Here is a 21924-nt window from a genome sequence, read left to right as displayed (position 1 = left end):
CCTATGCCGTATGTAGTGCGGTTTTAACCCAGGCGGCGAGAGACTCGTCCGTCGGATACTTGTGAATCGCCAGGCGCGCCGCCATCAGCACCTGCAGGTTGGCGGCATGCAGATGCGTGCAGGCGGCGAGGTCGAGCTTCCCCTTCGGGTGCTTCTGGAGCCACTCAAGGAGCGTCTCCGCCTCTTCCGCTCCGACCGTGTCGCTAAAGACGGCGCTATTTCTCTTGTATGCGACCCCCATCACACCACCTCCTTGAGATTGAGGACCATAAGGACCGATCCGTCCCCGAGAAGAGCGGACCCGGCATAGGCGCAGAGGCCGGAGAGTATCCCCGTCATCGGCTTCAGGATGATGTCCACCGTCTCGTGGAAGTCGTCCACGATGATCCCCACCGCCTCGTCGCCGACATTGACCACCAGGACGGCGACCTCCCCCTCCTCGTTCCTCTTTTGCTCCGCCGGGACGCCAAGGAGGGCGTTCAGCCCCTTCAGGGGGACGATGCGGCCGCGCAGCACGGTAGCCATGCTCTTCTTGATCGTTTTGATGGATCCCGCGGGTACCCGCACCGTTTCCACCACCGCGTCCATCGGCACCCCGAAGATCTGGCCGCTCGACTCCACGATCATGACGTTGGTGACCGCCATGGAGAGGGGGAGGGAGATGCGGATGCGGGTCCCTCTACCCTTCTCGCTCTCCAGGTGCACGGTGCCATTCACCTTCTCTATCGCCGTGCGCACCACATCCATCCCGACGCCCCGGCCGGAGAGGTCGGAGACCGCGTCCGCGGTGGAGAAACCGGGGGCGAAGACGAGGTTCACCGCCTCCTGGTCCGTGACCCGCTCCAGCTGCTCCTCGTCGAGGATCCCCTTCTCGTACGCCTTCCGCTTGATGACCTCCGGATCGATCCCCTTGCCGTCGTCGCGTATCTCGATGATGACGCGGTCCGACTCCTGGGTCGCCCTGATGGTGAGCGTTCCGGTCGCCACTTTCCCCGCCGCTGTCCGCACCTCGGGGGATTCGATGCCGTGGTCGAGGCTGTTTCGTACTATGTGCACCAGCGGGTCGCCGAGGGACTCGATGATGTTCTTGTCCGCCTCGGTATCTTCCCCTTCGAGGACCAGGTTCACCTTCTTCCCGAGCTTGTTGGAGATGTCGCGCACCAGGCGGGGGAAGCGCTGGAACACGAAGGAGACCGGCATCATGCGCACCTGCATGATGGCGTCCTGCATCTCCTCCGCGATGCGGTTTATCACCGCGTACTGCGCCTTGATCTCGCGGGAGAGCTCCCGTACCCCGAAGAGCGCCTCCGCTCGGGTGGCGAGATACGGCAGCGCATTTTTCGCCACCACCATCTCCCCTATGAGGTTCATCAGGCGGTCGATCTTCTCCTGGTCGACCTTGATGCTGCGGGCGGTGGTCAGGTTGTCCTCGGCGCGGCGGCCGAATTTCACCTCCGACTCCGGAGCTCCGTCCGGCACCACATCGGCAGCGGGCGCCGAAGGAGCGGCCGCCGCCCTCTCCGCGGAAACCATTGCCGCAGCGCCGGTGAGGTGGCAATCGAGCCACTGCTGCAGCGGAGCGGCGGAAAGCTCTGCCACGGCGGCATCCGCGGCTGCGGCAAGCCCGGGGAGGGCGTCGACAGAGCCGGTGGCGCGCAGGCACCCCTGGAGAGAGGCTGCCGCCCCCCTGATCCGCCCGGCGAGGTACGAGACGTCGTCGGGGAGGGAGAGGATCTCCTTCTGGACCTCCATGATGACGGAGGCGGCGTCCCGCTCCCGCTGCAGGAGGGGATCGTCTCCCTCCTCCGCGCTCCCCGCTCCCCTCTCCTCAAGCAGGCGCACCGGCGTGATGTGCAGCTGGTCGGATACGTAGCGGTAGTACTCCCGCAGCTCCTCGAGAGGTGCGCTGGAGAGGACGTGGAAGTCGAGCTGGCAGCTGTAGGCGTCGAGCTCCCCCAGCGGGGGCCATTCCTTCCTGGCGGCGATCTTCCCGAAGATGATCCCCGGGGTCTGGCGCGCCTGGTAGAAGGGGTCGTCCCCCTGGAAGAAGCACTCCTCGACAGGCGTGTAGGTGATGAGGTGCAGCGCGGCGCCGGATGCGGCAGCGCCGAGCGCGGCGTCGCGCATCTCCTGCGGGAGGTCCAGGAGGGTTACCCCTTCCTTTTCCGCCCCCTGCTCGGCGGAGCACTCCGCGGCGCCCTCGTCGCTCCCGCCGATCATCTGCCTCAGCATTTCGGAGAGGCGCGCGGAATCGGGGCCATATGCAGGGCCGTAGCTTCCTTCCCTCTCGATTTCGTCGCACAGCATCCCCACGAAGTCCATGGCATCGAGGAGGAGGTCGGCGAGCTGCAGCGAGAAGTCGACCTTCCCGTCGCGCACCGCGTCCATCAGGTCCTCACCGGCATGGAGGACCCGGGTGAGCTCGGGGAAGTCGAAGAGGCCGCTGTTCCCCTTCAGGGTGTGCACGATACGGAAGAGCTCCGTCATGAGGAGCGTGCTGCCGGGATCCTTCTCCAGCTGCATGAGCTTCTCGCCGATCCCCTGCAGCGCCTCGCGCGACTCGGAAAGGAACTGTTCGAGGAGCGGGTTCATCGCTGCACCTCCCCAAGAAGAATCCGCGTGTTGACGAGGAGCTCCTCCGGCTTCACCGGCTTCAGGAGGTACAGGTTGGCGCCGCAGACGTAGGCGCGCTTCCTGTCGGTCGGCTTCGCCTCTGTGGAGACCATGAGCGCCGGGGTCTGGTGGAGCTCCTCGCGGCTGCGCAGGTCTGTCAGGAAGCCGTAGCCGTCCTGCTTCGGCATATTGATATCCACGATGTACAGATCGAAGCTCCCCTGCAGCGCCTTCTCCATCGCCTCGATGCCGTTCACCGCCTCCACCACGTGGTAGCCGCCCTCCTCGAGGATCGACCGGTAATACATCCGCACCGTGGCGGCGTCATCTATGATCAGGATCCTTTTCATCGACCCTCCGGGGATTTTTGGTACACGACCGTTTCCGGAAACTTCCGTGCCTTGTACAGGGATGAGATGCGGCTCATCGACTCGGAGTGCCCGAGGCAGAGGAATCCGCCGGGGCGCAAGGCGTCGAAGAAGGTGTCGGCCGCCTGGCGGCGCGACAGGTCGTCGAAGTAGATGAGGAGATTGCGGCAGAAGATGACGTCGAAGTCGCGGTAGCCGCGCACGTCCGCGGCATTCATGAGGTTCACCCGCGTGAACTCCACCGCCTCCTTCAGCTCGTCGCAGATCAGGTACTCCCCCTTTTCCTTCCTGAAATACTTCTCCAGGAGGCTCTTCGGGAGGTGCTGCACGGAGCGGCTCGAGTAGCAGCCGCGCCGCGCGAGAGAGAGGATGTCCGTGTCTATGTCCGAGGAGATGATCTCCACGTCCCACTCGTGGATCCCGGGCCAGAACTCCAGGAGATACATGGCAATGGAGTACGGCTCCTCCCCCGAGGAGGAGGGAACGGACCAGATCCGGATCGGGGCGTCATCCTTCTTGTGCTTCACCAGCTCCGGCAGCATGGAGTTCACCAGGCACTTGAACTGGTACTCCTCGCGGAAGAAGTAGGTCTCGTTCACAGTCATCAGGTTGGTGAGGGTCTGGACCTCGCTGCCGGAGACCTCGAAGCGCAGCATCATGAAGTAGTTGCGGAACGAACCTGAGTCCGTCGCCTCTATCCGCTCGATGAGGCGCCTGTCGACGAAGTAGCGCTTGGAGTCGTCGAAGAGGATGCCGGTCTTGCGATAGAAGAACTCCCGGAACTTCAGGAAGTCTTCCTTGCCTATAGTTATCTCTGCCATGGCGCCTCAGTTGGGACAAATGCGCTTCAGGGCGATGTCTGCCGCAAAACGGATGTAGGGCTCCTCGGGAAAACGCGCCTTCAGACTCTCCAGTGCCCCCCGGGAGGCAGGTGTCCCGACCTCTCCGAGGAGGTCGACAGCGGTGGCGCAGACGTTCACGTGGAGGTCGCGCTCGATGACGTCGATGAGCCACCGCTCCACAGAGGCGTGGCGCAGCGACTCTAGGATGTTGACGGCAAAGATGCGCACATCCGGATCGTCGTCGGAGAGAAGCCTCCCCATGATGGGGGCGACCTCCAGCGGGAGGAGCTTCATCGCCTCGATCGCCTCGTTGCGCAGGGCAGCGTCCTCGCTTCTCAGGCACTGCACGAGCGCCGACACCGCATACTCGTCGCCGATCCGGGTAAGGGTGGTGAGGATGACCTCCCGCACCGAATGCTCCTCCTCCCGCCAGAGCTGCTCCACGAGGGTTGCGGAGGCGTCGGGACAGCCGACGATGTCCTTTGCGGCCCAGCGCCTGGCGACCGGATCGCTGTCGCAAAGCTGCGCCGCCAGGTCGGGACACTCCCGCTCCCGTTTCCGCTTCTCCGGCTGACTTCCTTCTGCAGCACCCTTTTTTACCAGCGCCATGACGCCTCCCTAGCATCCCGCCCAGCTCGTGAGCTGGGAGGCGATCCTGTCCGAGGTGAGGACCACTCCGGCCCCACCCCGCTTTATAAGTTCCGCGGGCATCCCGAAGACGACGGCGGACGATTCCGCCTCCGCGATGGTGCGCCCGCCGCGCTTCTTTATCTCCGCGAAGGCGTCCGCCCCGTCGTGCCCCATCCCGGTCAGCATGACGGCGACGATGTGGGAGGGGTCGCACTGCTCCAGCGCCGTGCGCCCGAGGAGCTCCACGGAGGGATGCCACAAGTAGCTCTTGTTCTCCGGCTTCGCCAGCACCGCCAGCTTGCCGTTACGCTGCCCCAGCACCATGTCCGCGCCACCCTTGCCGATATACACATGCCCCGGCTCCACCGGCATCGGCTGGGCCGCCTCCACGACTGTGAGGTTGCACATGCTGTTCATGCGGTCCGCGAAGGGGCGGGTGAAGGCCGGGGGCATGTGCTGCGCCACCAGGATCGGCCAGGGGAAGTCGTGCGGCAGATGGGGGAGGATGTCCTCCAGCGTGCGGGGGCCGCCGGTGGAGACACCGACGAGGACGATGCCGTCGCGCACCGGTGCGCGGCGCGGGGACGGTGCCCTCTGCACCGGCTTTTCCCGTTCCTCGCGCAGCCGCTGCGCGAGCCCCTTCACCTTGTTCCCCTTGAGCTTCGCCTTCGCCGCGGCGCGGACCTTGGCGACGAGCTCTACGCCGATCTCGTTGATGTTAAGGGAGATCGTCCCCCCCGGCTTCGTGACGTAGTCCACCGCGCCGAGGTGCATCGCCTCGAAGGTGGCGAGCGCCCCCTTTTCGGTGAGGGAGGAGACCATGACCACCGGCACCGCCCGCTCCGCCATGAGGAGGGATAGGGCGGTGATGCCGTCCATCTCCGGCATGTTGATGTCGAGGGTCACCACGTCCGGCTGGAAGTTGCGGTTTGCCTCCACCGCCTCCTTGCCGTTGTGAGCCTGCTCTATGATGAAGTCCCCTTCCGCCTGGAAGAGGCCGTTCAGATGGCGCCGCATCAGCGCCGAATCGTCCACGATGAGTAGCTTGATCATTGCTGTGAAACACTCCGTGCTAAAGTCGCCCGAATCCGCGCTAGAAAACGGGCGAGGAGATAGGACAGAGCTAAGCCGTCGGCAGCGCGTCCCTCCCCTTTCAAGGGGGAGGACAGGAGGGGGATGGGGTCAGCGCGCTCATCAACCTCAACCCCATCCCCACCCTGACCCTCCCCTTGAAAGGGAGGGGACGCCTGAGCTCCTGCTCTGCTAAAGGCCTCCCGGGTCCGGTGCAGCTCCCGGAAAGTCTGCGCCCCTACGCTGCCAGCCTGGCGAGCCCTGCCCGGTCCTTCACCTCGATGAGGTTGGAGGGCTCTAAAAGCTGGATCATCCTCTTTTGCTTCTCCAGGTTCGCCATGCGCGCCAGGAGCTTTGCCTGCTCGTTGGAGAGCTGCGGCGCGGGCTCGATCGCGGCCTTGTGGATCATCAGGACCTCGGCGACGGAGTCGACGATAAAACCGGTCCGCAGCCCCTCGATGAGGAAGACCATGACGCGCTGCCGGTCGGAGCGCTCCACCGAGGGCATCCCCAGCCGCCTTCTCAGGTCGACGACCGGAAGGACTGCGCCGCGGAGATTGATCACCCCCTCCACGAAGGAAGGCGCCTTCGGCACGCGGGTCAGTTCCTCCGGAACCCGCACGATCTCCTGCACGCTGTCGATCGGCACCCCGAACTCTTCCTTGTCGAGCCGGAACACCACCACCTGCTCGTCGTCGGTGTTCTCCTCCTCCAGATCGACATCCGTTTCACCGCTCTCTTTCTGCTCCATTTTCCCCACGGTGGAAAGCGCCTCCTTCACGCCGGAATGTTTGAAGAGATTGCCGGCGGAGATGATGGAGACGAGACGCTTCCCCTTCTCCAGCCTGCAGATCTCGGAGATGTCGGCGAGATCCCCGTCCTGCGCCAAGAGCCCCGGCATCGGATCGACATCCGATTTCGCCACCCTGAGGACTTCGTTCACGCTGTCCATGACGATTCCGACGGAGTCCGATCCGAGTGCGACCACCACGACCCGGCTGCGGTCGTCGTCGTCCCTCGCCGGCAGGTCGAACATGCGGCGCAGGTTCACCAGCGGCAGGAGCCGGTTTCTCAGCGTCATGATCCCCATGACGTGCGGCGCCGAGTGGGGGACGTGAATGATCTCCTCGGGGATCTGCACGATCTCCTGCACGTCCTCGATCGGCATGGCGTACTCCTGCTGCGCCACCTCGAAGCTCACCAGCTGCAGCTCGTCGCTGTTGTCCTCGTCGTCCGCCTCGCTCGTCTCGGAACGTCCGGAAGAGATCCCGGAGTTTCTGGCGGCGGCCGCGATGTCGGCAAACTCCTGGGCGATCAGCTTCGTGAAGTCGAGGACCATGATCATGGCGTGCCCGCCGACATCCTTGATGAGGCCGGAGAGGAGCTCGGTGTTCACCGTGCTGCGGATGGAGTCGACCCCTTCGATCTTCGAGGGCTCCACGCCGACCACGCTTGCCACCCTGTCCACCACGAACCCGAGCGGCTGCCCCATGTCGATCACCACGGCGCGGGTGGAGTCGTTGTACGCGCATTCGTCGAAGCCGAAGACGCGTCGGAGCGAGATGATGGGGAGGACCTTGCCGCGCAGGTTGGCGAGCCCCTCCAGGGTGTGCGGCGCCAGGGGGACCTTCACCACCTCAGGCACCCTGATGATTTCCTGCACCGGAGCCATGTCGACCGCGAAGACCTCGTCACCCGCGATGAAGGTTACGAACTGGCGGGTGTCGCTCTCCTCGGCTTCGAGACCCTCGTCGCCGAGGACCCCCTGTTGTGCTTCCAGATTATCTGTCGTCATTTTTGTTGGCTCCTGTCTAGGCGCTCTGGAGTTCGTCGGCGAGGGAAGCGATTTCCTCGATGGCTGCGGCGAGCTCCTCCGCCCCCTGCGACTGCTGCTTCGCGGCGGCGGCCTCCGTGGCGGCCTTGTCCGCCTCCTGGGCGGCGGCGGAGATCTGCTCCACCCCCTGCTTCACTTGGATGACCGCTGCGGCGATCTCGTTGGAGGCGGCCAGTATCTCCTGCGCGCCGGTCTCGACGACCGCTATGTCACGCTCGATGAGGATGAGGTTGCCGGTGGAGGTCTTTGCCTTCTCCACCTCGTTCTGGGTGGTGGCGACGATTTCGTCCAGGTCGCGGCCTACGAGGCCGATCTGGTCCTGCACCGCTTTCACGAGGTCCTTGATGCGGTCAGCGTTCTCGGCGGAGTCGTGGGCGAGGTTCCTGATGTCGGTGGCGACCACCACGAACCCCTTGCCGAACTCACCGGCGCGCGCCGCCTCGATGGAGCCGTTTACCGCGAGCATGTTCGTCTGGATGGAGACGGTGGTGATGGCGTCGACGATCTTGTCGATGCGGCGGGAGACCAGCTCCAGCGCCTTGATCTGTTTTATGCTGTCGCGCGATGCCTCGGCGGAGGAAGAGATCCCGGTGATGAGCGCGTCGACGGACGCCTTGTTCGTCTCCAGCAGCCCCTTGATGGCGAGGATCTTGTCGTTGCTCGCGGTGGCGCGTGCCTGGGCGATTTCCACCCCCTTCTCGATCTGGCTCGTGGCTGCGGCGGATTCCTCGGCGGCGGCGGACTGCACCTCGGCCCCCTTCCTGATCTGCTCGATCGCTGCCATGATCTGCGCACCGGAGCGGTTGATCTCGGAGACCGCGCTGGAGAGCTCCTCGGCGGAGGAAGCGACTTCTTCGGCGTCCTTTGCCACATCGGTGGAATTCTTCAGGTCCTCGGCGAGCTCGGAGAGGTTCTGGGCCGTGGACTCGCACTCGGCGAGTGCTGCGGTCTGCTCCTCCACCGTCTTCGCCGACTCCTCGGCGGCGGCGGACTGCTCCTCGGCGGCCGCGGCGATCGCCTCGGACCCCTTCAGCGCCTGCTCGGCCGCAACGCTCGACTGGGAGGCGCCGGTGGCGATCTCCGAAACGCCCTTCACGATCTCCACGAGGTCGACCCGGATCTGCTCCAGCTGGGCGGTGATCGTCTTGCCGTTTTCCACCTCCGCCTCGACGGTCTTCGCGGAGTTGCCGATCCCCTCGGCGATCGCTTTCACCTCCGACTGGATCTGCCCTACGAGATCGGAGATCTGCTTCGCGCTCTTCTCGGAGGTCTCGGCAAGCGTCCTCACCTCGTCGGCGACCACGGCAAACCCCTTCCCGTGCTTCCCGGCGCGTGCCGCCTCGATCGCTGCGTTCAGCGCGAGGAGGTTCGTCTGGTCGGCGATGCGGACCACCGCCTTGATGATGTCGCCGATGTTTGCAGCCTGCTGCTCGAGCTCGGCCACCAGTTCCACGGAGGCCGCCTGGCGCTGGGCGGTGACGCCGACAGTGGTGACCATCTGGTTGATGTCGGAAGTCGTCTTGCCGACCAGGGTCTGGATGGTTTCGGCCTTCGCCTGGCCTATGTCGGCGTTTTGCAGCTGACGTGCGATGGCAACGGAAACCTGCTTGAAGGCGGCGAGGGACTCCTGTGCAGCGCCGGAGGCCTCTTCCGCACCTTTGGCGATCTGGTCAGTGGAGCGCTTCAGCTCTTCTGCGGCACTGGCCGCCTCGTTGATCCCTGCCGTCAGCTGCCCGGTCGCGGCGGCGATGCGCTCGGCTGCCTGCTGCTGCTTCGCGAGGGTGCGCGCCTTCTTGCGCTGCGCCTCCGCCTCACGCGATGCCACGGCAGAGCTCTTTGATTCGGTGGCGCCAGCTGTGCGGGAGGAGGTGCTGATCTGTTTCTTCACGAGTGCCATCTTTCTGTTTCTCCTTTTGTGTATGCTGCTGTTTATCCTTCTTTATGAACACACTCTCGGGCCCGAAGTGTCAGCGGCCCAATATCGACGCTAATACAGGCTGTTACAGAACTTGAAGCTCTTATCGACGGCACTTCATGGCATTAAATCAGAGAGATCCGGAGGGAGAGATTGGGGATGGCAAATGATAGCTGAGGCAGATTAAGGCTCAGTCGCTCATGAGAGAGAGCTGTTCCAATACGGCGGGGGTGGGGACGAGGTAGTGCGAGAGCCTCAGGAAGAAGGCGGCTTCCCCGAGCATTCCCTCCTCCTGAAGGCGCAGTGCAGTCCTGAAGTAGGCATCGGCGACGAGGGCGGAGTGCTCCCCCTGGGCCTGCACCAGCTCGACCACCTCCCGGAGGATCTGTCTCCCCGGGAGCGCCTTTCCTGCTATAGCGAGGCGTATGAAGCTGGAGGTGCTTTCCTCGCGGCTACCCCCGGAAGCGTCAAGGGGGGGCGGGGTTCTTTCTTCTGTCACTGCTTTTCTCCATTCTTTTTCTGCACGGCCGCCAGCCGCGGCAGCCATAGGCAATGCTGTCTCTTCACAAGGGTAAGTATCGGTGCAGGGGGGGTGCAAGTTGATCAGAGAAAAAGGAGAGGAGAAAAGGGAAGCTCTTAGCGCCAGATTACCGGCAGCCAATGGCACGGAAGGAAAAGGTGAATTTGACGTGGGAGACTCGCCGGCGGGGTTGCGGAAAGTGGTCGTGGGGATGGGACGGTGCGGGCGCTCCCCCTGCAGGAGGGGGAGGCGGAAGAAAGGTTCCCGCACCTTGGCGGTGCGGGATAGTTTTACCAGAGGGAGGAGATACCTTCGCGGATGGCGTACTTCGTCAGATCCTGCAGGCTGTGCAGGTCCAGCTTTTTCATGATGCGCAGACGGTGCGTCTCCACCGTCTTCACCGAGAGCCCGAGGGTAAAGGCGATATCCTTCGTGTTGCGGCCGTCTGCGATCTCCTGCAGGACTTCCTGCTCCCTCGGTGACAGGGGGATGGTGCTACCCTCGCCGTCTGAACCGACACGGTTGCGGTAATCCTCCACCAGCACCTCGGTGATGTTCTTCCCGAAGTAGGCGTTTCCGGAATGGACAGCCCGCACAGCGTCGATGAGCTCGTCGCCGCAACAGCTCTTGCCGAGGTATCCTTTCGCCCCCGCCTTCAGTGCTGCCATCACATTGGGGCGGTCTTGCGCCGAGCAGAGAAAGAGGACCTTCACCTCAGGTTTTTTTGAGGCGAGGGCGGTCGTCGCCTGGATACCATTCATCTGCGGCATGTTGAGATCCATGATAACCACGTGCGCGGCACACGCCTTTTCCACGGCCTCCTTGCCGTTGACAGCTTCTGCGATTACTTCTATATCTCCAGCCTTGCCAAGGAGGGCTTTCAGCCCCTCCCGCACGACCGTGTGGTCATCTACTAGTGCTACTTTTATTGTCATGCACACTCCATAGTTGGGACTACCCTGCGTGCCATGCGGCACACTCCCCCTCGAACAAGTTCCGTAGGGGACTGAGGTGGAGGCGCCGTTGCAGCAGACGGTGTTGCTGAAGAAGTAAAGTTACTGAAAAATAAACAAAAAGGATATCAGCCAAAACCCTAGAGCCGCTTTCGGCAATCCCCTAGAAGACGAGAGGGTGCAGCGTCGGGCAAAGGTGGGGCGGACGGTGTGGTGAGCGTATTGTAGGTAAAAGAAGCGGGGTGCAGTATCATCCATTCCGCGATGTCACTTCCTGAATCCCCTAGAGCGCATCAGGGATTCCCCAAGTGACGCATTGGCAAAAGCGAAGCCGAGCGATTGAGGATGAGGCATGGGGAAGAGGAGGTGCAGAATTAACAGCGTGGACGAAGACGGGACTATTAGAGGGAGATGATTCCTTCGCGGATGGCGTATCTGACCATGTCTGCTACCGTGCGTAGCCCAAGCTTTTTCATGATCTGAGCGCGGTGCGACTCGATCGTCTTGATGCTGAGCCCGAGGTGGTAGGCTATCTCCTTCGTGTTCTTCCCTTCCGCGTACGCCTGGAGTACCTGCCGCTCTCTGGCCGAGATGACCGGCTCCTCCACCGGCGCCGCGCTGGAGAAGCGCCGATGATAGTCATGGACGATGACACCGGCGATGGCGGGGCTCAAGTAGACGGTGTCGCGAGCGACGGCGCGTATCGCCTCCATCAGCTCCTTTCCCGCCGAGTCCTTCAGGAGATACCCCTTCGCCCCGGCGCCGATTGCCTCCGTGACAAAGCGCGGTGTGGAGTGCATGGAGAGGACGACGCAGCGGACGTCGGGAGCGTCGGCGGAGATCTGGCGAATAGCGTCTATGCCGTTCATATCGGGCATGGAGAGATCCATGAGGACGACTCCCGAGCCGAGCTCCTTTGCCATGCTGACGGCGAGACGTCCAGTGTCGGCCTCACCGACGACCTCGATGGAGGGCTCACCCTCGAGTATTCTTCTAACCCCTTCCCTGACCAGTCTGTGGTCGTCGACAAGCAGCACCTTGATGGCCATTTACATAGGCTCTCCTGCTCCACTTCTGACGATATCATGGTCGCGCCCGGATCTTCAACCCCCTCTCCACGGGCCTACTGCGCATCCCGGGGATTAATAAACCAAGCGCTGCACGAGACCTCGCGTCCCCCCCTTTGCGAAGGTTCATCCGGGAATTCCGGGGAAGGGTGGGTACATTGCCACGAAGCACTGCAGAAGGCCCAGCGTTCCCCCCTTTGCGAAGGGGGGGCAGGGGGGATTTGATCTTCAAGTCTCCTCCAGAACCGCAGCCCGTTTAACAGTACATCTCGGACATCGAACCGCAGTGCTGCGGATCAACGACATACGCCCCACCAGTTTTTTGCAAAGCGGAATCAAAAAAATCGCTTGAGATCACAGCAGTTGCGCACTTGCAGGAGGGTCCTGGCCAAGTCAAATCCCCCCTGTCCCCCCTTCGCAAAGGGGGGGACGCGAGGCCTCCTGCGGCCCTTCATTGGAACATACTACGGCTTCCCCGGAATTCTCGTAAGAGCCTTTGCGAAGGGGGGAACGTCAGGCCTTCTGCAGGTGCTTCGTGGCAAGGTACCCACGTTCCTCCCGAATTCCCGGAAGCCTCTTCGACGAGAGGGACATACTACCTCCCTACTCCTTTGAGGGCGCACAAAAAGGAAAGGCGGGACTTGCGCCCCGCCTTCCGGTGAAAGATCAGCCCCTTCATTCCCGAGAGGGCGCTACTTTTTATGCTCGCGGCGCATCCGCTCCGCATCCTCCTTGATGCGCGCCGCTGCCTCCTTCACCTTCGCCCACCCGTACCAGTGCATGTAGTCCGGGTTTTGGTGGAAGGCTCCCTGGAAGGCGCGCTGCCGGTACTCCAGGAAGATGAGATAGAGCTCCTGCTCCGCTGCGGTCTTAGCCTCGTAGAACTGCAGGAGATCCGGCGCGTACTTCCAGTCCGCGGGCTTTTTCAGGATGCCGTCCTGGTAGAGCGCGTTGACGGTGCGGATGGAGTCGGCAAAGATCTTGTCCACCTCGCGTATCACGTCGTCCCCCGCCTTCAGGTTCGCCTGCGCGTACGACTTGGAGTGGCACTTGGAGCATGTCTGCACCATTTTGTCACGCTCCCTCGCGAACTCCTCCTTGGTAAGACGCGCGACTTTCGCGACCTTCACCGCGTCGAAGCGCTCCGTCGGGTTCCCCTTTTCGTCCAGCACGCCGATCGCCTTCAGAATCGTTACGCGGTCGTTCAGCCACGCCTTGTCGTCTTCCGGCATTCTGAGAGCAAGGAAGCCCCAGGCGGTCATGACGCCGTGACTGCCGTCCGGCATGTGGCATGTCTGGCAGGTCGGTGCGCGGCCGCTGGTCGGCTCGATCTCGTACACAGTGCCGTGCTTCGAGGTCTGCCACATCTCCCACTGCGGATGGTCAAAGCCCATGTGGCAGGTGCGGCACGCCCTCGGGTCCCTGGCCTCGGCCTTGGAGAAGCGGTGACGGGTATGGCACGAGTCGCAGGCGCCGGTGCCGTAGCGGGTGAGTTCGCTCGCGGCCTTGTCCCCGATCTTGTGACAGGCGGAGCACCCCTTGAGATCCGCGCCTGCTACCGCCGCTGGCTGGTGGGTCACCATCGGCATCGCCTTCATCGCCGCCCACGCCAGGGCATGCTTCCCTTGGCGGAACTCCTTCACGCGCGCCGGATGGCAGGTGCCGCAGGTATCAGGGGTTGGCAGCTTCGCCTTGGCGACGTCCGTGGCGGACTTGTGCTCCGAGCCATGACAGCTGGAGCAGTCCATCGTCTGCCCCATCTTCCCGGACAAAAACTGTGTCACGATCCCCGGCGTCACCTTTTCGTGGCAGGTGATACATGCCGACTTCTTTGCCGCAAATGCAACGGATGAGGTCGCGGCAAGGGTCACTGCTACCAAAAGCACTGACCATCCATTGATCTTCCTTTTCATGTCTCCTCCTTTCTTGGCTTTGTGTGATCTGTCACAACTACGCGCCTCCAAGTCACATCCAATGAGACTACCGTGCCTCCTCTGACAGTCAATCGACCGCTGAAAGGGAAATGAGCTACTCCGCCGTCCCTTCCTCCAGCGGCTTCAGGGTGAAGAGATGCCATACCGTGGTAAGGACGCCGCACAAAAAGATTATCCCGATGATGAGCGCGATCCTGAACCAGAACATCATGGTTATGTGCGCTGTGCTGTATCCGATGTCGAGGAATCGCTCCAGGTAGGTCTGCAAGATCCCGGCGATGCCGAAGACGAGCCCCAGAAGGAACATGCTGATCGACATGATCCAGAAGCCCCACTGCCCCGCGGTGTCCCGGTACCTGCGTATGTTCTTCGCACGGGGGAAGGCGAAGTAGAAGATGGTGAGGTTCAGCAACGCGTACGCCCCGAAGAAGGCGAGGTGGCCATGGGAAACGGTGATCTGGCTGCCATGGGTGTAATAGTTTATCGGCGGTAGGGTGTGCATGAATCCCCATAGCCCGGCCCCCACGAGGTGGTAGATGGCGAGCCCGATGATGTAGGTCCAGGTGAGCCGGTTGATGATGGGGTTTTTCCTCTCGCGCACGTGCATCCAGGTATCCACCACCATGAGGACGATGGGGAGCGGCTCCAACGCGCTGAAAACGCCCCCCCACCAGAGCCAGTAGTCGGGGGCGCCGATCCAGTAGTAGTGGTGCCCCGTACCGACGATGCCGGTGAAGAGGAAAAGGGCCGTCTCCACGTAGAGCCATTTTTCCACCACCTTCCGGTCGACGCCGGTCACCTCCATGATGATGAAGGCGACGATGGCGGCGGTGACCACCTCCCAGGAGCCTTCCACCCAGAGGTGGATAACCCACCACCAGTAGAAGTAGTCGGTGTTGAGGTTCTGGTAGAAGGGAATTCCGAAGAGGTAGAGGAGAGCCAAGGAGACGACGCCGCCGAGGAGCATCCACTGCAGCGCGGTCCTCTCCTTTGACTTCATGATGGTGAGCGCCACGTTGGTGATGAAGAGAAGCGCCGCCACCACGATGAGAATGTTCAGCGGAAAGGGGATTTCCAGGAGCGGCTTTCCACGGGTCCAGCGGAAGAGGAAACCGACCACCGCGGTCACCGCAGCGCCGGCGAAGATGATCAGCTGCGCCCAGGCGATCTTCGTGCTGTACAGGTCCCGGTCGCACTCCAGGGGGAGGATGAAGTAGGTTCCCCCCATGAATCCGAGGAGCATCCAGGCGACGAGCACATTGGTGTGGATGGAGCGCGCCGTGCTGAAGGCAAAGACGTCCACGAGCTCCTGCGGGAGGGTGAAGGCGTAGTTTATGGAGAGCCACAACCCCATCGTCACCTGCAGGCAGAAGAGGACGAGGGCAAGGCGCATATACCAGAGGGAAACCCGTTGACTCTCGAAGCGGATCATCGGCGCACCTCCTTGTGAACTTTGAGAGCGAGGATGAAATCAGCTATCTCTTCCGCAGTCTCCCTGTCCACATTTTGCGGCGGCATGGCGATCCCAGGCCGCACCGACTGGGGGTTGAGGATGTAGCGCACCAGCGTCCCCTTGTCGTAGGTGATGCGTTTGGCGATGTCGTTGAAGTCCCCGGCGACATTGCGGCCACGGTTTTCGAAGCTGTGGCAGCCGCCGCAGGCGCCGACGGCGATATCGACGATGTCCAGCTTGTGGACGCGCTTCTCCCGCTCCTGGTACGCCTTCACGAACTTCTCGTCCTGCGGTGGCCAGTGGCGATTGTCGATCGTCCCTGTCCACTTGAGAAAGGCCACCAGTTGCCGCGCCTCCCCTTCGCTCACGCCCAAGTGCGGCATTTTCCTGAATGACTTGGCGTAGACGACTTCGGGGTTCCTGATGATGGTGACCAGGTTGTTCTCGCCGAGCCGGTAAAAGGACTTTGTCATGTCAGGCGCATAGTAGCCGCCGAAGCCGAGAATGGTATGGCAGTCGTTGCAGTTGTACTTGTGCCAGACTTTCTTTCCGGCCACGACCTCGCTCGTTAGCTGGTCGACCTTTGTGTACTTCGGCGTCTGTCGGTGAAAGTCGTAGGTCATCCACAGGAAAATGGCCGCAGACGAGAGGGTTCCTATCCAGAAGATAAGCCTCGCTCCTTTGCCCGTCATCGCTTCCCTCCTCACTTTTTTCTTCGGTTCTTCCAGGAAACTCGCTGAAGACATCACCAAAGAGCAAATCCCCCCTGTCCCCCCTTCGCAAAGGGGGGAACTCTATGGTCCCCCCTGGTGCTTTGAGGGAACTCGTCCAATCGCCTTTTCTTTTACGCGGCGGGAGGACTTGATTAGGGTAGCCCAATCGTTGTATGTGTCAAAAGGAGCGGGCAAAGAAACTGTTTCACACTGAAGAATCGAACTTCGGGAGCGCGATAAAGTTCCTTTACTTTTATGACGGGGGTCAAATTGTTCGGCGAGAGGCGCTGCTACACTCATCTCAACGGAACAACGAAATCAACGTACAATGGAGGGGAAGCATGAACCTGAACGGCAACACGAAACTCGCGGATCTCCTGGAAAAGCACCCGTTTCTTCTCGACTATCTCGTGCACCGCGCGCCGGCCTTCAAAAAACTGGAGAACCCGGTGCTGAGAAAGACGGTAGGGAAAGTGGCGACGCTGTCGCAAGTCGCTGCCAAGGCGGGGATAGCGGAAGAGGTCCTGGTGGAGGAGATAGCAGGAAAGATCGCGGCACAGGCGGCATAAAAAGGCGGATGCGCCGGTAACCAGTGAAAGGAGTGGGGCAAATGGAAAAGACAGCATCTATCGACATCACCAAAACAACGATCGGCGAAGTCGTAGCGGAAGACTTCCGCACTGCGCAGGTATTCCAGAAGTACGGCATCGACTTCTGCTGCGGCGGGAAGATTACCCTTGCCGAAACCTGCCGCGAGAGGGACATAAATCCCGATACACTCTTGCAGGAGATCTCCCAGACGAAGGCCGAGCAGCTGGACCGCTCCCAGGACTACGGCGCGTGGCCGCTGCCCTTTCTCGCCGACTACATCATCAACACGCACCACGCCTATCTCAACGAGAACCTGGAGCAGATCTCGGCTTACGCGCAAAAGATCGCTACCGTCCACGGGGAGCGGCATCCGGAGCTGGGAGAGATAGCGCGAATCTTCGAGAGGATCGCGACAGACATGGCGGCGCACCTGCGTGAGGAGGAGGATGTCCTTTTCCCGGCGGTAAGAAGGATCGCCGAAGCGAGGAAGGCAGGGAAGGATGCGGAGCAGAGGGACCTGGAGGTGATCAGGGAGAGTCTCTCAAAGCTCGACAAGGAGCATCAGGAGATCGGCGACGCCGTCCACACCATCCGGCACCTGGCAAGCGACTACACCATCCCGGCTGACGCCTGCAACACCTTCATGGTCACCTTTCAGAAGCTGAAGGAGTTTGAGGACGACCTGCACAAGCACGTGCACCTGGAGAACAACATCCTCTTTCCGAAGGCGGCGGGGCTGTAGTCCTCGCCGGAGCAGGGCGGTCCTACCGCACCAGCCAGTAGAGCAGGGGGAGGGTCGCGAAGGAGAGGACGATGCCGAAGCCGACCAGCGCGACCGCGAGGTCGGCCTCCATCCCTGCGATGACCGCCAGGGCACCGGCGGTCACCATCGGCGGGGTTCCCGCCTCGATGATGGAGACGTTGCAGGCACCGCCACTTATCCCGGCGACGCGGCAGAAAAGGAGAGCGGCAAGTGGTGCTGCGAGGAGCTTTATGGCCAGTCCGTAGCTCATGGGGAGCGACACGCGGCGCGGCAGCCGCAGCTGCAGCTGAAATCCTATCGCCGTCATGACGACGGGCACCAGCGTCGCCGCCACGCTCTGCAGCACCAGCACCAGCGTCTTCGGATACACCCAGTTCCGCACGGCGAGTCCGAGCACAAGGGCTATGGTGGGGGGAAAGAGGAGCATCCGTTTGGCCACACCCGCCACGGTGACGGCGCTCTCGCGGCCGTAGAGGGCGAGGATGAGGGAGCCGTAGGTGGCGAAGATCAGCATGGTGCCGAACTGGTCGTAGATGATGAGGTACGGCAGCCCGGCGCTCCCGAAGAACGCCTGCACCACCGGAACCCCCATGAAGGAGGTGTTGCCGAGGGGGACCACCAGCAGGAGGACACCTACCGTCGCGCGCGGCCAGCTCCACAGCCGCGCACCGGCAAGGACGAGGGCCACGGAGAGAAAGAGCATCCCCCACGGGATAAGCGCCGCTGCCAGCATGTCGCTGGAGAAGGTGATCTGCGGCGCCTTCAGCAGCACGAGCGCCGGCAGGGAAAGGTAAAGCGCGAACATGTTCAACGACTGCGCCGTATCCTTCGGGAATGCCTCCAGGCGGCGAAAGAGCATCCCGACGAGGACGCAGACACCGATCAGTACAAAGTTTTCCATCGAAGCCCCTTCAACTTACCGCACCGCCTTCTCCGCGAGCTTCACTCGGAGAAGCAGTTGCTACCACTGCCTCAGCTCTATGATGTTTCCTTCCGAATCCTTGATCTCCGCCCGCTTCGACTTTCCAAGATCCACCGGTCCCCAGGTCACCGCCACGCCGCGTTCCGACAGGTAAGCCAGGGCCTGCTCCATATTCTCCACCTCGAGCGCGATGGCGCGGTAGCCGCAGCTCCACGGATCGTCGAGGCTCGCGGACGGCTGCTGCACGCGCATGAGCTCGACTACCGCGCCGCCGAGCTCGATATAGGCGATCTCCTGCAGCGGCGCAGCGTCCACCACGGCGCGCTCCCGCACCCGGAACCCCAGGATGTCCGTGTAAAAGGTGAGGGCCCTGTCGAAATCCTCGGGGATGAGCTCGATATGGTCGATCTTTTTGAACATTCCCACCTCCTTCGTTGGTTCAGCACTTCTCCGGAATGCACGTCTCGCACGGCACTCCCGTCTGGCACAGCCCACAGCCGGTCTGCTCGATGCGGTACGGGCGCCCTATCGCCTCGGTAACAGCGTGGTAGACGTACTCAAAGCACGCCTTCTTGTCGTGCCCCCCCTCCGTGATCGCCCCTACCGGGCAGCGCCGCATGCAGGCGCCGCAGCTCCCGTCGCGGTACCAGAGGCAGTTGGCCCGGTGGTCCGGTGCTGAACGGGGGGTGGGGGTAACGATCATGTCTGTCACCACGCTCCCGAGCCGGTGCGCGATCCCCATCGACGTTATGAGTCCGTCATTGAGGCTGAAAGTCCCGAGTCCGGCGGCGTAGGCCACGTGCCTCTCCGACCAGGTCGAGGCGAAGCCGACGGGGGAAACCTTGTACTGCTTCCACCCCGGAGCGAGCTGTGGTGCAACGGCCCGGTACCCCGCGCGGGTCAGCCACTCCACCACGTGCCGGCGCAGCTCCTCGTTGAACGATTCGCCGTACTGGCGGGTCAGCGCCCACTCCCGGGACGGAAAGGTTTTTTCCCGCCGGTTGCTGGCACGGATATCGGGGGAGATCGGCAGCACCCACGATATGACGGTCACGGCACGGGCGTCGGACCCGTGGGCGGCGGTGAGCACTTCCTGCGGCGTCTGGTGGAACTCCCCGATGATCGTCTTGTACTCCGTAAAGATCGGATCGGCGGCGGCCGCAAATCCGATCAGCGGGTCCAAAAAGAACGGCTCGCGGGTCCCGGGCAGGCGATTTTCCGAAGAGTGCTTCACGAAGTCGCTGATCACCCTCGCTATGGTCTGTACCATTTTTCCCTCCTCGGCCCGTTTGACAGGCCCTTCTCGATCTGTTCCTGATTGCGGGCAGCAGTTAATCCGGGCTGCCCGGTGCGGCGATCTGCAAACGAACCTCTAAAGCATAGAGGATTCCGTCGCAGATGGAAGCCGTCGCCGGTAGAGCATGATGAACATGAAAAGAATGGCAGCGCCGACCGAACCGGTCGTGAAAAACGCTGCCGGGAAGCCATGGTGCTTTACCACTCCCCCCATGACGCCGGCACTCATCATCATGCCGATGTACACACAGGTGTTGTAGCATCCCATCGCCAGCCCCCTCTGGGCGCGCGGCACCGAGTCGGCGATGAGAGCTCCGATGGCGGTGAAGGCGACCCCCATGCTTATCCCCATGAAGGCGGCGCTCACCATGAGAGGCATGAGACCGCGGCAGACGCCGAAGGCGGCAACCGCCAGGGCAAAGAAGAGGAGCCCGCCCTTCACGAGGATGCTGCGATCGGCGATACGGTCGCTGAAACGGCCGGAAGGGAGACGGGATACGGCGTTCGCCAGGGCCTGCGCGCCGAAGACGAGCCCCACCTGCCCCGAGTCCATCCCCTGGCTGCGGATGTACAGCGGCATGAAGGTCACGAACATGCCGAAACCGAAGCAGGTGCCGAGTGTCGCGACCTGACAGGCGAGAAAGGGGCGGTTTTTGCGCAGGGCAGACAGAGCCGGGAGGAGGCGCTGACGCTCCGCCGCGGCATGCTGGGGGGGAGCGGGAAGGAAAAAGGCTGCCACGAAAAACATGAAAAGGATCAGCGTCCCTGCCACGGGGAAAACCTGGGGAAGGCCCAGGACCTTCCCCAGAAAGCCGCCTGCCGCAGGTCCCACCGTCATGCCGCCGTACACCGCCATGGTGTACCAGCCGTACGCCTGCCCGAGGAGGTGTTGAGGTGTGACGTCGGCGACATAGGACATGAGGGTGGGAGAGAAGGCGGAGAGTCCGACACCGAAGAGTAGATACACCACCCCCATCTCCAGGGGGGACCTGCACCAGTGAAGGAGGAAGGAGGAAGCGGAAAGGAGGAGCATGCCACCCAGGAGGGGCACCCGCCGACCGAGGCGGTCCGAGACGATGCCGGAGGGGATGGAGAGGACACCGGCCATGAGCATGAAGGCGGCGTTGATGAACCCCACCTGCACCGAATCGGCCCCGAGAGACGCCGCAAAGAGGGGGACGACGGGGATCCGCATGTAGGAGCCGAAGAAGCAGACAAAGCTGATGATACAGGCGATGAGTAAAAGTTTTCCGGGACGCTGCTCCTCCGCGCCGCCGGCACTGCTGCTGGTCACTGCTCTCCTCCGTTTAATTTTCCATGCGCCTCGACGCAGTGCAGGCTCCGCCGCGCCTCCTCTCTGCGTCCCCCCCCTTTTGCGAAGGTTCATCCGGGAAAGCCGGGAGTGTGGGTACATTGCCACGAAGCACTGCAGGAGACGTGACGTTCCCCTCTTTGCGAAGGGTCTTCAGGGAATTCTGGGGAACGCGCTACAAAGAATCCGGGTGCCCCCACGCTGGAGCGTAGGCATCTTGCCTGCGATGGCGGCGCAGCCGCCACAGACCGCGCGGCTGGCGCCGCGGTACAGGCTGGGAAGCCTGTGCTCCAGCGCGGCGCCACTAGTGTCCCCTCACGCCAACGGAAGCGACCGGGCTCAATTCCCGAAATTCCCGGATGAGCCTTTGCAAAGGGGGGAACGTTGGGCCTTCTGCAGTGCTTTGTGGCAATGGACCCACGCGCCCCCGGAATTTCCCGGATGAACCTTCCAAAGGGGGGGATGCGAGGCCTGAACGGTTGAAGCTTCACTACTCCTGCCAGGTCTACTTCCGCTCCGGCAGATCCCGTCCAGCGGCGAAGGCCTTGCCGAGGAACGGCCCGATCCCGTGGTAGCCTCGATGCCCGGTATCGAATACCAGCGGCGCGATCTTTACGATGTCCGGCTTGCCGTCTTCGGCAAGTGCCCCCTCGTCCACCTTCACGTCCATGATCTCCCCGACAAACTGGGTGTGCAGCCCGAGCTCGAAGCTGTGCACCAGCCGGCACTCCAGGACGACGGGAAACTCGGCGGCGTACGGCGCATCTACCAGCTCGCTGCGTACCGCGGTCAGCCCCGCGACGGCAAATTTGTCGGAGTCGCGCCCGGAGGCGATGCCGATGTAGTCGGCGATCACGAGCTGCTTCTGTGTCGGGATCCCCACAGTGAACGCCTTCCGCTCCATGATGCAATCGTAGGAGTAGGTAGCCTTGCGCAGCGAAACCGCGACGCACGGGGGCTCGGAACAGCAGATGCCGCCCCACGCCGCATTCATGAGGTTCGGACGCCCGTCGCGGTCGTACGTCCCCACCATGAGCACGGGGGTCGGAAAAAGGTGGGTCTTGGGGCCGAGCGACTTCTTCATGGTCTTCCTCCTCTTTTATGGACATTCATGCGCCGCGCGAGCG

Annotated in this window: 21 protein-coding genes; 2 read left to right on the top strand and 19 right to left on the bottom strand. The window is 62.6% G+C overall.

What is annotated here, in order from left to right:
- Position 1: 1 nt before the first annotated feature.
- The 14 genes from LPW11_RS10195 to LPW11_RS10130 form a co-directional block, all read right to left on the bottom strand.
- Positions 2–244, bottom strand: a complete 243-nt coding sequence (locus tag LPW11_RS10195) for a hypothetical protein (protein WP_230998016.1) — start codon at positions 242–244, stop codon at positions 2–4.
- Positions 241–2592, bottom strand: coding sequence for a chemotaxis protein CheA (locus tag LPW11_RS10190; RefSeq protein ID WP_230998015.1), 2352 nt, complete (start codon positions 2590–2592; stop codon positions 241–243). Before LPW11_RS10190 ends, LPW11_RS10195 begins: the two co-directional genes overlap by 4 nt.
- Entirely contained in the window at positions 2589–2963 is a 375-nt protein-coding gene (locus tag LPW11_RS10185; RefSeq protein WP_230998014.1) for a response regulator, read from the bottom strand. Before LPW11_RS10185 ends, LPW11_RS10190 begins: the two co-directional genes overlap by 4 nt.
- Positions 2960–3802 carry a CheR family methyltransferase gene (locus LPW11_RS10180; protein ID WP_230998013.1) on the bottom strand — a complete coding sequence of 281 codons (843 nt, stop codon included), beginning with the start codon at positions 3800–3802 and terminating at the stop codon, positions 2960–2962. Before LPW11_RS10180 ends, LPW11_RS10185 begins: the two co-directional genes overlap by 4 nt.
- A gap of 6 nt (positions 3803–3808) precedes the next feature.
- The gene (locus tag LPW11_RS10175) at positions 3809–4432 is read right to left on the bottom strand and encodes a HEAT repeat domain-containing protein (RefSeq protein WP_230998012.1); all 624 of its coding nucleotides are present in this window, start codon (positions 4430–4432) and stop codon (positions 3809–3811) included.
- A 9-nt stretch (positions 4433–4441) separates the two neighbouring features.
- Positions 4442–5506, bottom strand: coding sequence for a chemotaxis-specific protein-glutamate methyltransferase CheB (gene cheB / locus LPW11_RS10170; RefSeq protein ID WP_230998011.1), 1065 nt, complete (start codon positions 5504–5506; stop codon positions 4442–4444).
- Between the two features lie 256 nt (positions 5507–5762).
- Positions 5763–7319, bottom strand: a complete 1557-nt coding sequence (locus LPW11_RS10165) for a chemotaxis protein CheW (RefSeq protein WP_230998010.1) — start codon at positions 7317–7319, stop codon at positions 5763–5765.
- 16 nt (positions 7320–7335) lie between these two features.
- Positions 7336–9255 carry a methyl-accepting chemotaxis protein gene (locus LPW11_RS10160; protein ID WP_230998009.1) on the bottom strand — a complete coding sequence of 640 codons (1920 nt, stop codon included), beginning with the start codon at positions 9253–9255 and terminating at the stop codon, positions 7336–7338.
- A 208-nt stretch (positions 9256–9463) separates the two neighbouring features.
- A complete protein-coding gene (locus tag LPW11_RS10155) occupies positions 9464–9772 on the bottom strand; it encodes a hypothetical protein (RefSeq protein ID WP_230998008.1) in 309 nt (102 codons plus the stop codon).
- A gap of 311 nt (positions 9773–10083) precedes the next feature.
- On the bottom strand, positions 10084–10728 hold the full coding sequence (locus LPW11_RS10150) for a response regulator transcription factor (protein ID WP_230998007.1): 645 nt from the start codon (positions 10726–10728) through the stop codon (positions 10084–10086).
- Between the two features lie 419 nt (positions 10729–11147).
- Positions 11148–11795: a response regulator gene (locus LPW11_RS10145; protein ID WP_230998006.1), complete on the bottom strand. Its 648-nt coding sequence runs from the start codon at positions 11793–11795 to the stop codon at positions 11148–11150.
- Between the two features lie 710 nt (positions 11796–12505).
- Entirely contained in the window at positions 12506–13726 is a 1221-nt protein-coding gene (locus LPW11_RS10140) for a multiheme c-type cytochrome (RefSeq protein WP_230998005.1), read from the bottom strand.
- 115 nt (positions 13727–13841) lie between these two features.
- Positions 13842–15179, bottom strand: a complete 1338-nt coding sequence (locus tag LPW11_RS10135; RefSeq protein ID WP_230998004.1) for a cbb3-type cytochrome c oxidase subunit I — start codon at positions 15177–15179, stop codon at positions 13842–13844.
- Positions 15176–15892 carry a c-type cytochrome gene (locus tag LPW11_RS10130; RefSeq protein ID WP_230998003.1) on the bottom strand — a complete coding sequence of 239 codons (717 nt, stop codon included), beginning with the start codon at positions 15890–15892 and terminating at the stop codon, positions 15176–15178. Before LPW11_RS10130 ends, LPW11_RS10135 begins: the two co-directional genes overlap by 4 nt.
- Positions 15893–16254: 362 nt before the next feature.
- Here LPW11_RS10130 and LPW11_RS10125 point away from each other — a divergent pair, with 362 nt between their 5' ends.
- Both LPW11_RS10125 and ric read left to right on the top strand, forming a co-directional pair.
- Complete coding sequence (locus LPW11_RS10125) at positions 16255–16482, top strand: DUF1858 domain-containing protein (protein ID WP_230998002.1); 228 nt, start codon at positions 16255–16257, stop codon at positions 16480–16482.
- A gap of 41 nt (positions 16483–16523) precedes the next feature.
- A complete protein-coding gene (gene ric, locus LPW11_RS10120; protein WP_230998001.1) occupies positions 16524–17246 on the top strand; it encodes an iron-sulfur cluster repair di-iron protein in 723 nt (240 codons plus the stop codon).
- A 22-nt stretch (positions 17247–17268) separates the two neighbouring features.
- On the opposite strand, the gene LPW11_RS10115 is transcribed toward ric, so the two are convergent.
- The 5 genes from LPW11_RS10115 to LPW11_RS10095 form a co-directional block, all read right to left on the bottom strand.
- The gene (locus LPW11_RS10115; RefSeq protein ID WP_230998000.1) at positions 17269–18168 is read right to left on the bottom strand and encodes an AEC family transporter; all 900 of its coding nucleotides are present in this window, start codon (positions 18166–18168) and stop codon (positions 17269–17271) included.
- A 60-nt stretch (positions 18169–18228) separates the two neighbouring features.
- Positions 18229–18609: a VOC family protein gene (locus LPW11_RS10110; RefSeq protein ID WP_230997999.1), complete on the bottom strand. Its 381-nt coding sequence runs from the start codon at positions 18607–18609 to the stop codon at positions 18229–18231.
- A gap of 19 nt (positions 18610–18628) precedes the next feature.
- Complete coding sequence (locus tag LPW11_RS10105) at positions 18629–19459, bottom strand: epoxyqueuosine reductase (RefSeq protein WP_230997998.1); 831 nt, start codon at positions 19457–19459, stop codon at positions 18629–18631.
- 102 nt (positions 19460–19561) lie between these two features.
- On the bottom strand, positions 19562–20779 hold the full coding sequence (locus tag LPW11_RS10100; protein ID WP_230997997.1) for an MFS transporter: 1218 nt from the start codon (positions 20777–20779) through the stop codon (positions 19562–19564).
- 523 nt (positions 20780–21302) lie between these two features.
- Positions 21303–21881, bottom strand: a complete 579-nt coding sequence (locus LPW11_RS10095) for a flavin reductase family protein (protein WP_230997996.1) — start codon at positions 21879–21881, stop codon at positions 21303–21305.
- Positions 21882–21924: the final 43 nt, after the last annotated feature.

It is taken from the genome of Geomonas sp. RF6 (genome assembly GCF_021044625.1).
Taxonomy (GTDB): Bacteria; Desulfobacterota; Desulfuromonadia; order Geobacterales; family Geobacteraceae; genus RF6.
This window is presented reverse-complemented; position numbering and strand designations above follow the sequence as displayed.

Excerpts from the sequence above, each read along its gene's own strand:
- LPW11_RS10135 (WP_230998004.1), bottom strand. The coding sequence starts at position 15,179 with ATGATCCGCTTCGAGAGTCAACGGGTTTCCCTCTGGTATATGCGCCTT.
- LPW11_RS10165 (WP_230998010.1), bottom strand. The coding sequence starts at position 7,319 with ATGACGACAGATAATCTGGAAGCACAACAGGGGGTCCTCGGCGACGAG.
- LPW11_RS10175 (WP_230998012.1), bottom strand. The coding sequence starts at position 4,432 with ATGGCGCTGGTAAAAAAGGGTGCTGCAGAAGGAAGTCAGCCGGAGAAG.
- LPW11_RS10105 (WP_230997998.1), bottom strand. The coding sequence starts at position 19,459 with ATGGTACAGACCATAGCGAGGGTGATCAGCGACTTCGTGAAGCACTCT.
- LPW11_RS10125 (WP_230998002.1), top strand. The coding sequence starts at position 16,255 with ATGAACCTGAACGGCAACACGAAACTCGCGGATCTCCTGGAAAAGCAC.
- LPW11_RS10150 (WP_230998007.1), bottom strand. The coding sequence starts at position 10,728 with ATGACAATAAAAGTAGCACTAGTAGATGACCACACGGTCGTGCGGGAG.
- LPW11_RS10180 (WP_230998013.1), bottom strand. The coding sequence starts at position 3,802 with ATGGCAGAGATAACTATAGGCAAGGAAGACTTCCTGAAGTTCCGGGAG.
- LPW11_RS10110 (WP_230997999.1), bottom strand. The coding sequence starts at position 18,609 with ATGTTCAAAAAGATCGACCATATCGAGCTCATCCCCGAGGATTTCGAC.
- LPW11_RS10145 (WP_230998006.1), bottom strand. The coding sequence starts at position 11,795 with ATGGCCATCAAGGTGCTGCTTGTCGACGACCACAGACTGGTCAGGGAA.
- LPW11_RS10185 (WP_230998014.1), bottom strand. The coding sequence starts at position 2,963 with ATGAAAAGGATCCTGATCATAGATGACGCCGCCACGGTGCGGATGTAT.
- LPW11_RS10190 (WP_230998015.1), bottom strand. The coding sequence starts at position 2,592 with ATGAACCCGCTCCTCGAACAGTTCCTTTCCGAGTCGCGCGAGGCGCTG.
- LPW11_RS10095 (WP_230997996.1), bottom strand. The coding sequence starts at position 21,881 with ATGAAGAAGTCGCTCGGCCCCAAGACCCACCTTTTTCCGACCCCCGTG.
- LPW11_RS10115 (WP_230998000.1), bottom strand. The coding sequence starts at position 18,168 with ATGGAAAACTTTGTACTGATCGGTGTCTGCGTCCTCGTCGGGATGCTC.
- cheB (WP_230998011.1), bottom strand. The coding sequence starts at position 5,506 with ATGATCAAGCTACTCATCGTGGACGATTCGGCGCTGATGCGGCGCCAT.
- LPW11_RS10160 (WP_230998009.1), bottom strand. The coding sequence starts at position 9,255 with ATGGCACTCGTGAAGAAACAGATCAGCACCTCCTCCCGCACAGCTGGC.
- ric (WP_230998001.1), top strand. The coding sequence starts at position 16,524 with ATGGAAAAGACAGCATCTATCGACATCACCAAAACAACGATCGGCGAA.
- LPW11_RS10130 (WP_230998003.1), bottom strand. The coding sequence starts at position 15,892 with ATGACGGGCAAAGGAGCGAGGCTTATCTTCTGGATAGGAACCCTCTCG.
- LPW11_RS10140 (WP_230998005.1), bottom strand. The coding sequence starts at position 13,726 with ATGAAAAGGAAGATCAATGGATGGTCAGTGCTTTTGGTAGCAGTGACC.